Source organism: Candidatus Nanosynsacchari sp. TM7_ANC_38.39_G1_1, from assembly GCF_004138385.1.
On sequence record NZ_PQNZ01000030.1, the window covers coordinates 1 to 9,985 of the forward strand.

Genomic DNA, 9,985 nt, shown 5'->3' on the forward strand with positions numbered 1-9,985 from the left:
GGTGGCTTCGGCTCTGCTTTCGTCGGATTCAGCTTGCCAGCCGCTCTTAGCACAGCACGCAACCTTTCACCCTCATCAACTGGCGGCTCTGGCGGCTGGCTATCGCTAGGTTTAGGATCGTAAAACCGCCTACCAGTAGCTAATCTGCCTAATTCAGCACTTATTTCACCTGATCGTTCCCCGCTAGCTTCTTTTTCAGACTCAGCACCTAAATCTTCAGTGCTTGGAGATTCGCCGTCTGGCGCTGGATGGTCAATCATTGTAGGTTTTTCAGACGATTCGCCGTCTGGCGCTGTACTTTTTGGTGTATGTGTTTTTGGCATATACTAATATTATATCAAAACATAAGCGAAATGTCAACTACAACACCACAAATAACCAAACTAAGCAATTCTACAAGCGGCTACTTGCTCATGCCTAGGTGGTAGCGCACCCGCTCGACGACATCGCCGATAACTACTTGCGATTTCACTAAATAATCGTCAACACCGAGCTGCTCGGCGCGTTCTTTGTCTTTGGGCTGGCTAAGCGCGGTTAGCATAATCACCCGAATATTGGTAGTCTCCGGCGTATTACGCAAAATATCCAAAACGTCGAAACCGCTAATTTTCGGCATCATGACGTCCAGCAAAATCAAGTCAGGATGTTCAGACACTGCCAACGACAGCGCATCCTCGCCATTATTTGCTTCACAGACGTCAAAACCCTCTAGCTCAAGACGCGACCGATATACCGATGCTAGCGCAGTATCATCCTCTACTAGCAAAATCTTACGTTTGCGTGTATCCATAGTTTATATAGTATACCAGCCTGGCGATAAGCACAAGGGCTATGACGCTAATTCTTTAGCGCGCGCCATTTGCGGATCGCGCCCAGCGTTATTATCATCCGAGCTCATCTTGACCGTCTGGTTCGGCTGGATGCCTTCTTTGGTGATGTTTCTGTCTTGCGGTGTATACCAGCGGGCCACTGTCACCTTGAGGATACGATCGTCGGATAGGTTGATCACCTTTTGCACCGTACCCTTGCCAAAGGTTTTTTCACCGACCAAGATGGCTGCTTGATAATCTTTCAGCGCACCAGCCACAATCTCACTAGCACTGGCTGAGCTGCCATTGACGAGGACAATGGTTTTCTTGCCTTTGAGCGTCGGATTGCCTAATGCTTTGACTGTTTCGGTCACCTGGCCGCGGCTTTTCTCGGTAACGACCGTCTTGCCGTTATCTAGCCATAGACTCGCTACTTCTTGCGCTGCTGTCAAATAGCCGCCGCCGTTGTTACGCAAATCAACAATAACGCTTTTAACACCTTTGTCAATGAACTCTTTAGCAGCTTTGCGAGCTAGCGAACCGGTATTATCGTCAAAGCGCGAGATCGTCAATATACCAACGTCGTCGCTAACCGACCAACGGACGCTAGGATCGCTAATTTGGGCCCGCGTAATCGAAAAATCTAGCGATTCGCTGCCGCGGCGCATAGTTAGCTTAACAGTCGTGCCCGCTTCGCCAGTAACCTTATCAGCCACGCCGCTAGCCGTCTCGCCCGCTACTGACGTACCGTTCACAGCCACAAAGATATCGCCCGTTTTAAGGCCGGCTTTCTTGGCTGGAGAATCATCGAGAACTCGCAGTACTGTCGGCTGCAAATTACGCACGCCGATTTCGGCACCAATGCCAGAAACTTCGCCGTTTAGACTTTTGTTAAATTCTGCCGCTTCTTCCTTATCTAGAAATGTCGTGTAGTCGTCGCCGACCGCTTTAACCATGCCGCGAGCCGCCCCGTCCGATAGTTTATTAGCATCCAAATCACCGTCATAATTCGCCGCTAGTTGACGATAAGCTTCTTTCATCACCTCGGTATCAAGCGGCTGCTTAGCCACCTTGATGCCAAAAATCGGCGCTGCTATCTGATAGATTTCTTCGCTGCGCGTACCAGCCGCAAACGATACGATTATCGCCAAGACTAGCGATGCCAAGAAAACACTCTGCGAGACCTTTCGCTGCCGAGGCTTCCGCCCCTTATTTTCAACTCCCTGTTCGTTTGCCATAATCATAATTATAGCGCACTCTGGCTGAGTACGCTATAATTTACCGCTTATTATCTTGATCTCGCTAGAAATATATATAAGTTAGCCCAGCACTTGAACGCGTGTAGTAGTGATAGCGACCCCAGCCTAAACCGTCGATATTATTGTTGTAGTCACTAACAGTAATCGTACCATCGCCATTAACTGCTTCGACATACATAGCGTGACCATAAGCACCAACATACTGAATAGCTACCGAGCCAGCTTTTGGCGTTGGGCCGTTTGCAATACCATAGCGAGACGTTGTGCTCGGCCACTGATTAGCGTTACCTGCCCCGCCAAAATGCGGTACGTAACGGCCAGTACTAGCTACTTTCCAAGCGGTGTAGCTGACGCATTCGCGGTTATAGAGACCCCAGTTATCAACGATCGTATCTTGCTCGGCATTAGCCCAAACCGACGGATATCCGCCGCCGCTAGCCGAGCCCGTACCAATATTAGTAGAGCCTGAAGCACGGGCAGCTGCAGCCATAGCGGCAGCCTGTTGAGCGCGGACACTGCTGATTTCGCTGTTACGCTTGGCAACCAGGTTATTGTAGGCTGATTCTTCGCCGCGAGTGTCCGAGACTAGTTTAGCCTGTTCAGCCTCTTTGGCAGCTAGCGCGGCTTTTTGCGACTTCTGATCGCGCAGTACGTTCTCAACTTGCTTTTTCTGCTTTTCGAGCTGCGCTTTGAGCGATTTAATCTGTTTGATCTTGGTGCTCAGATTGTCCTGCATTGACGAGCGGTATTCTTGCTTGTCAACGTAATCGCCGATGTTTTTGCTGCTAGCCAGCATCTCGAGCGGCGAGATTGAGCTATCAACGTACATATCGGCAACAATTTCGCCAAGAGCTTCTTTGTTAATCTCGATTTTCTTTTCGGTAGCAGCGATATCTTTCTCGAGCTTATCGCGCTTAGCTTGGCTAGTATTAATTTGCGCTTGGATTTCATTTTTTTGCTTGGTTAATACATCAAGCTGCGCTTGCAGCGTTGACGCCAGCGCGCCAAGCGTCGCCGCCTGCTGCTGATACGAATCAGCTTCTGATTGAAGTTTTTTGACCTGTTCGTCGTACTGGTCGGCCAACACGTTTTGCGCGAAGGCAACCGGTATACTTGCGCTCATCAAAACAGCTGCTGCGACGATTGACGACTTCGCAACGTGCCGCCTTGACGAAACTGGTGTGGTGGACCTATGTTTCATACCTCTAGCGTAACAAAGCATTACCACTTTGTCAATAAAGCTACGTCGAATAAGCACCTCCTTTCGTAAATTACTCTACAATTTGAGATAACGGCGAGTGGCCAGCGTCGAGGAAATAATCCCAATCAACGAGCCTAGCAACATCATACTTAGCAGGACCAACAGCAAATTATTTATCAAAAAGTGCGACGTAGCTACAGCAGCAATTCCATAAGCCTGTAATTTGCCAGAAATCGTCGCAAAAACCCCTACCCCTATAGCGGTCGCTACAACAGCAGCAATACAACCATACACCATCGCTTCTACCAAAAACGGGCCGCGGATAAAGCTTTTGTCAGCACCGATAAGCTTCATCATCTCGATCTCGCTTTTACGGTTGAATATTGCCATTCTAATGGTATTAAAAACAATCAACGAAGATATTACGACAAAGAGAACGCTCGCTGCCAAACCGGCCCGCTGCGCAAAATCTGTCCAGCGGCCGATATTTTCGATAGCATCGCGCCGGTCGCCAGCAAACGACGGTTCGCGCTTATCATCGATAATTTTTTTGAGCGGCTTATTAGTTTTGACAAAATCGCTAAGACTGTCGGTGTCATTGATATTCTCTAGATTAACGCGAATCACTGCTGGCATTTTATTAGCAGCTTGATTGAGGGCATCTAGTATATCTTGGTCGGCTTTGTTGTCTTCGGCGCTTTGTTGGCGCGCTTTTTCCGAGGAAACGAATTCAACGCGCTCGACATTATGCAGTTTGCGCAAATCGGCAATAATCGGTTTAGCCTGCTCTTCGGTAGTACCCGTTTTGAGATAAATTGACATATCGACTTTTTTGCTCAGCTCCGTTACCGAGTCTGCCAAAATATTGCGCGCCACCACCGTAGTAAAGATAATCAGCAACGTAATCGTCATCACCGCGGTAGCCGCAATGGTTAGCCAAGCATTACGAGTGAAATTATTGACGCCGTAGCGACACATTCGCACGAAAGTCAGCCATTTGCGCTGGCGGCTGCGCCTTTGTCTGGTCAAGGCGCGCGCACCGGTATTTTTTTTGTCCTCGCGGCGGCTTTTCTTTTTGGCAGCCGCTGTCTTGACTTTGTCTCGTCTCATTGCCGATAACTCCCCTGCGCTTGGTCGCTAGTAATCTTACCGTGATCAACAGTGATAACGCGGCGCTTCAACCTATTGACAATCTCGACATTATGTGTTGTAAGTATAACAGTCGTGCCATACCGGTTAATCTTCTCGAGTAGGCGGACAATATCCCAACTATGCTTCGGATCGAGGTTGCCCGTCGGCTCGTCGGCGATTAGGATCTTTGGCTGGCGCACTACTGCTCGAGCAATCGCTACTCGTTGGCGTTCGCCGCCCGATAGCTGATGCGGGAACTGCTTTTCCTTACCCTTTAGACCCACCAGGTCAATCACTTTTGGTACAGTATTTTTAATTTCGCGGTTAGTCATGCCGGCGATTTCTAGCGCAAAGGCCACATTTTCGAACACCGTCCGGTTCGGCAGCAACTTAAAATCCTGGAAAACTACGCCAATTTTGCGGCGTAGCAGCGGGATATGCTTGTCCTTGAGTTGGTCGTAATCAATACCGCCAACGACAATCTTGCCGCTAGTCGGCTTTTCTTCGCGCGTCAATAATTTGAGCAAGGTCGATTTGCCAGCACCGCTCGTCCCGACGATAATTACAAACTCGTTCGGCTCAACATGTAGATTAACACGGTCAAGCGCTGGCTTGCTGCCCTTACCGTACACCTTAGTCACTCTATCTAACAGAATCATCACTACCTATTGTAGCATAAGCTAGTTTATAGCGATAGCCAGCTACTCGGTCGCCGCTTGCTGCTCGAGATATGCTTCGATAAAACCGTCAATGTCGCCATCTAGCACGCCGCGGGCGTTATGCGTCTCGAACTTAGTACGCGTATCCTTGACTAATGTGTAGGGATGGAGTACATAATTACGAATCTGCGCGCCCCAACTAGCCGACTCGCCTGCCCGCAGATCAGCTAGCGTTTCGGCACGTTGTTCTAACTGCATTTGCGCTAAACGGCTTTTGAGGATTTTTAGCGCGGTTTCTTTGTTTTGGAGCTGGCTGCGCTCGTTTTGGATCGCCACCACCGTGCCTGTCGGCAAATGAGTGATGCGCACTGCGGAATCAGTTGTATTGACTCCTTGCCCGCCGTTGCCGCCGCTGCGATAAATATCAATTCGCAAATCTTTATCGTCGATTTCGACCTCGCCTGGCGCGTCCATTTCCGGCATGATTTCGACCAGTGCAAAGCTAGTCTGCCGCAAATTATCAGCGTTAAACGGACTGAGCCGCACCAGCCGGTGCACCCCGTGTTCGCTGCGCAATTTGCCGTAAGCAAAAGCACCGCGGATAATGTAAGTTGCGTTCTTGATGCCGGCCTCCTCGCCTGTCGAACGCTCGACTAGCTCGGTTTGCATATCATGCTTTTCAGCCCAGCGCAGATACATTCGCTCTAGCATCTCTGCCCAATCCTGCGCATCCGTACCGCCAGCGCCAGCGCTCAATTTGAGAATCGCCGCTCGATTATCGTATTCGCCTGAGAATAGCAAATCTTTGCGGCGCTCCTGGTATTCTGCTTCGAGAGCTGCTAGCTGCTCGGTAAACTCTACCAGCATCGAGTCGTCGCCTAGATCCATCAGTTCGATTATATCCGAGACTTGTGAACGCAAAATCTGCCACGGCTCAATTTGCGAACGCAAGCTCGCCGCCTGCCGCGTCAGCATCTGCGCCCGCTCGACATTCGCCCAGACATTCGAATCGGCCAGCTGCTCATCAAGCACTGCCAGCTCTTCGGCGCGAGCGTCAATATGCAAAGCCTGGCAAGCGCTAGCCACGCGAGCGCGGAGATCTTCAGCTTGTTTTTGTAACGGCTGCATAGAACCTAGGCAGCAGTCTCGTCTTGATTTTGGCTGGTGTCATCTGATTTGCGGCGAGTTGATTTCTTGGTAGAGGTTGACTCTACGGTTGTCGGCTCGGTAGCAGGTTCTGATTCAGCGGGTTCAGAGACATTAGATTGAGCAGCAGCTGGCGCAACGCTCTGCGGCTGATTTTGCGGTTCAACCACACCCTTCCAATAGTCAATCTGGCTCAACCGGCGTACCAAAAACGGATGATCGCTGAAGGTCTGTGCAAAATGATTCATCGGGCGCTCAGCTGTGTACTGCATCCACTGGCGCGCTACCTCGTTCATACTGTCTGCCGCATCAGGTCCGACATGCACCTTGATCAGCGATTTCTTGACTAATTCGCTATCGCCCAAATACATCAAGGCTAGACGATCGGCGGTTAGCTCGGCACGACGATGCCAGAATCCAGAGATCCAACTACCCAATACGCTGATAATCGGAATCGACAAAAACGGCATCAAATACACGTTAGCGTTGGCATGGCGGTATTTGATATGCGCCATTTCATGTACGACGATCACTTTTAGCTCATCCTTGGTCAAGTAGCGAATCGATCCAGAATGCAGCACGATAGAATATGGCCTAGCAAAACCAAAAGCATAAGCATTCATCACTGGATTCTGGGTGATGAAAATCTCGACTTGCGGCATCTCTAAATCAGCCGATACCTGGTTGGCCCAATCGCGCAGCCACGCATAAGCGCTATACTCAACTTGCAAGGCATTACCCAGCATTTGCTGGCGCATCATACGCACTATAAACATACCGATGCCCAACATCAAACCCAACGCTATAATCATAGAAATAATCGCTACCAACACAGTAACGACACCCTCGCCGATTGATAAGTCAACCTGGTGACTAATGTTATCTAGAGACACTCGGTTAAATGCTGAATAAATAAAATAGCCGGTCGTAAATAAACAAAATATGACAATGGTTATCGCCAAAACAACATTATCGCGCGTGCTGCGCGCCCGCTCCACAGCAATCTGGCCTTTGGTCTGCGGTTGCGGCGGCTGCTGATACTGTTGGTATTGCTGATAAGGCTGTTGATTCATAAACCCTCCAATTAGATGCTATCTCCAAGACTCGCGTCCATTCCTGCTACATTATAACAGGATTAATCATAATAAGCAGCAACTTCATCGTTTTTGATTACGCTAAATATCACAACCAACCGTCAAGACCGCGAGTCGCCTAATCAGCTAAGTTTTCTACCGCCGCCACGAACTGCTCGCCGCGATCATTATAGCTCTTAAACATATCGAAGCTAGCGGCGGCCGGGCTGAGAATCACTACGTCGCCAGATTGTGCTTGATTGGCTGCCGTTTCGACGACCATTGGCATCGTCGCCATTTCTAATTGCACAATTTGGCAAGAGACGTTTTCTTTGCGCAGAATTTCAGCAATTTCACTAGCATTGGCGCCGTTGACGATCACTGCCCGCATTTGCTGTCTGGCGATTTCCTGCGCTAATTCCGTATAGTCCGCACCCTTGTCAGAGCCGCCCAAAATCAAAACTTTTGGCTCCGTGAAGGCTTTTAACGCGGCAATAGCGCTGCCCGGCGTGGTTGAAATGCTATCATCGTAATATTTCACGCCGTTTTTCTCAGCGACGAATTTCAAACGGTGCGGCAGCCCTGTGAAACTCTCTAGTCCGGCAGCATATTGCTCATCGGTCACGGTGATTGGCAGTTCCGTCACCGCGCTCATCGCCGCGCAGGCATTCTCGAGGTTGTGCGCTCCCGGCAGTAGTAAATGGTTGGTGCTGCAAATCTGCCGATTCTGCACGCAAAAGTAACCGTCCTGGACATACACTTGATCATCGTCGGGAATAGCATAGCGCTGCGCAAAATCCAGCGTATCACAGTGACCACACTTCGCATCATTACTTTTACCAAGCGGCGTAGCGGCCACTTCCTGCGCATATTTATTCGTTGGGTGATATAAACAGACATCGCCAAGATGCTGGTGGCAGCGAATGTTTTTCTTAGCATTGAGGTAGTCGGCGAAATCCGTATGGACATTCAGATGATCCGGCTCGATCATCAGCACCACCGCGATATGCGGCGATTTCTCGAGATCCCACAGCTGGAAGCTTGACAATTCGTAAACGACGATATCGGTTTTTTTAATCTTCGGCAAGACATCCAGCGCCGGCACGCCGATATTACCAACCAAATGCACCATTTGTCCGGCTTGCCGCAAGATCGAGGCAATCAAACTGCACGTCGTCCCCTTGCCTTTCGTCCCCGTTACACCGATAATCGGCGCCGGACATTTGTCGAAAAACTCGTTAGTCGCCGACCAAATCTTGCCGCGAGTTTTAATATTGCGCGGCGGCAAGCTAGCCGTCCGCACCACCAAATCAGCATCACCCAGCTGTTCGCTGAAGGCATTTTTGCCAGAAATCAGCTTCACGCCGTCCGGAATTGTTGGCAGTTTATCCGCTGGACGCTCGTCAGCCACCACAAACTCCGCGTCAGGAAATTTCTGCCGGAAATATATCAGATTTGATATACCTTCTACGCCGTAGCCAGCGATAATAATCTTCATAACGACTATTATAGCACGCACCCAACCCATCAAAATACCAGTATTTCACGCATTGATTTGACAACAAAATCATTTATTGATATATATATTAGTCTTTCGCTCCGACCCGCAAGAGATGGAACGTTTCCGTCTATCATAAGAGAGGAGTCCATTGTGGGATGGCTCACCGCGGCAATCGTGTGCACTTGCATAGGAATCATGTTTGCTAGCTTTATTTCTCTATCCACTTGCGATGAGGGGGAGAAACTGAAATTTATCGTTACATTTGCTGTAACGATAATAGTCTCCTACATAATAGCAAACGCTATTACATATGTAAGCACGATGCCATATAAACCTAAAGAGAGACTGGCGACTTTTGCAGAGGCTGCTGCCACTTACGACATTAATAGCGGAAACTCTTATCCGCTATCACTAGGTGACAAGTCCGTCTCTCTTTCGGGAGAGATGACAGTCACTGGTAATGCGTTTTACATTAGTGGATAAGCGACATTCCAAGGAGGCACCACCCTCCTGGTCGGATTTCAGCACAGTGATGGAATCCGTGAAATCCTTGAGATTCCACTAACTAGCATTAATTTCGTCATCATACCAGATGACGAAATATCAACGATGTCAATCGATCTTAGCGCCGTAACGCAGTCCGCTACCGGCTATGAGGTACACGAAACGTTTGACGATAGTTGCCGTCCGTCAATCCGTTTCGGGTGGTGGACAGCGAACTGCACGACGAATGTGCAAAGTTTTTCGGTCAGCCCATTGACTAACGAAGGGCTTGCGAGTTTGCTGAAAAGAGCTTTCTCAAGCTCTTCCAACGGTAAGGTTACTATGAGTGTGACCGAAGCCGAGTATAGACAGATTCTCGGCTCTGCTGACAGCACCGAGACTCAGACGGAGACACCATCTCCGTCGCCCACCCAGAATTGAGAGTAAAATGCTCCGCTGGGTCGGCGGCGGAGCATTTTACTTTTGATTGAAATTATTATTCTAAAACAGCTTTTCTAGCTTATCATTTAGCCGCGTCAGTGATTTCTGATCGCTAGCGCTGACGCCAGCCAGCACCCAAGTATTCGCACCGATGAATTCGCGCGCCGTCGCGATCATGCGTTCGCGGGTGATGCTGCGGATTGCCTCGGGTACGCGCTCATAATCTTTGACAAAACCGTCGCCAAAATAACGCCCGCTATAGAAATTACTAATTTGCGCGAC

10 protein-coding genes are annotated in these 9,985 nt (G+C 49.4%); all 10 read right to left on the bottom strand.

Features of this window, described 5'->3' with window-relative positions; genetic code table 11:
* Positions 1-323: hypothetical protein (locus G1ANC_RS02625; RefSeq protein ID WP_164997987.1), on the bottom strand; the 323-nt coding region annotated here is incomplete at its 3' end.
* 80 nt (positions 324-403) lie between these two features.
* Positions 404-790, bottom strand: a complete 387-nt coding sequence (locus G1ANC_RS02630) for a PleD family two-component system response regulator (RefSeq protein ID WP_129693473.1) — start codon at positions 788-790, stop codon at positions 404-406.
* Positions 791-829: 39 nt separating this feature from the next.
* The gene (locus tag G1ANC_RS02635; RefSeq protein ID WP_164997988.1) at positions 830-2,047 is read right to left on the bottom strand and encodes a S41 family peptidase; all 1,218 of its coding nucleotides are present in this window, start codon (positions 2,045-2,047) and stop codon (positions 830-832) included.
* Between the two features lie 64 nt (positions 2,048-2,111).
* Entirely contained in the window at positions 2,112-3,269 is a 1,158-nt protein-coding gene (locus tag G1ANC_RS02640; RefSeq protein ID WP_164997989.1) for a CHAP domain-containing protein, read from the bottom strand.
* Positions 3,270-3,344: 75 nt separating this feature from the next.
* Complete coding sequence (locus G1ANC_RS02645) at positions 3,345-4,379, bottom strand: ABC transporter permease (RefSeq protein ID WP_129693476.1); 1,035 nt, start codon at positions 4,377-4,379, stop codon at positions 3,345-3,347.
* Positions 4,376-5,059, bottom strand: a complete 684-nt coding sequence (gene ftsE, locus G1ANC_RS02650) for a cell division ATP-binding protein FtsE (protein ID WP_129693477.1) — start codon at positions 5,057-5,059, stop codon at positions 4,376-4,378. The genes G1ANC_RS02645 and ftsE overlap by 4 nt, the downstream gene beginning before the upstream one ends.
* 42 nt (positions 5,060-5,101) lie before the next feature.
* Complete coding sequence (prfB, locus tag G1ANC_RS02655) at positions 5,102-6,187, bottom strand: peptide chain release factor 2 (protein WP_129693478.1); 1,086 nt, start codon at positions 6,185-6,187, stop codon at positions 5,102-5,104.
* A 5-nt stretch (positions 6,188-6,192) separates the two neighbouring features.
* Positions 6,193-7,278 (bottom strand): M48 family metallopeptidase, encoded by a 1,086-nt coding sequence (locus G1ANC_RS02660; RefSeq protein ID WP_129693479.1) that lies wholly within the window; start codon positions 7,276-7,278, stop codon positions 6,193-6,195.
* A 139-nt stretch (positions 7,279-7,417) separates the two neighbouring features.
* Positions 7,418-8,776 (bottom strand): UDP-N-acetylmuramoyl-L-alanine--D-glutamate ligase, encoded by a 1,359-nt coding sequence (gene murD / locus G1ANC_RS02665; RefSeq protein WP_164997990.1) that lies wholly within the window; start codon positions 8,774-8,776, stop codon positions 7,418-7,420.
* Positions 8,777-9,763: 987 nt separating this feature from the next.
* Positions 9,764-9,985: hypothetical protein (locus G1ANC_RS04035; protein WP_164997991.1), on the bottom strand; the 222-nt coding region annotated here is incomplete at its 5' end.

Coding starts and splice junctions, on each gene's coding strand:
- G1ANC_RS02640 (WP_164997989.1), bottom strand. CDS start 3,269: ATGAAACATAGGTCCACCACACCAGTTTCGTCAAGGCGGCACGTTGCG.
- G1ANC_RS02635 (WP_164997988.1), bottom strand. CDS start 2,047: ATGGCAAACGAACAGGGAGTTGAAAATAAGGGGCGGAAGCCTCGGCAG.
- G1ANC_RS02645 (WP_129693476.1), bottom strand. CDS start 4,379: ATGAGACGAGACAAAGTCAAGACAGCGGCTGCCAAAAAGAAAAGCCGC.
- G1ANC_RS02660 (WP_129693479.1), bottom strand. CDS start 7,278: ATGAATCAACAGCCTTATCAGCAATACCAACAGTATCAGCAGCCGCCG.
- G1ANC_RS02630 (WP_129693473.1), bottom strand. CDS start 790: ATGGATACACGCAAACGTAAGATTTTGCTAGTAGAGGATGATACTGCG.
- prfB (WP_129693478.1), bottom strand. CDS start 6,187: ATGCAGCCGTTACAAAAACAAGCTGAAGATCTCCGCGCTCGCGTGGCT.
- ftsE (WP_129693477.1), bottom strand. CDS start 5,059: ATGATTCTGTTAGATAGAGTGACTAAGGTGTACGGTAAGGGCAGCAAG.
- murD (WP_164997990.1), bottom strand. CDS start 8,776: ATGAAGATTATTATCGCTGGCTACGGCGTAGAAGGTATATCAAATCTG.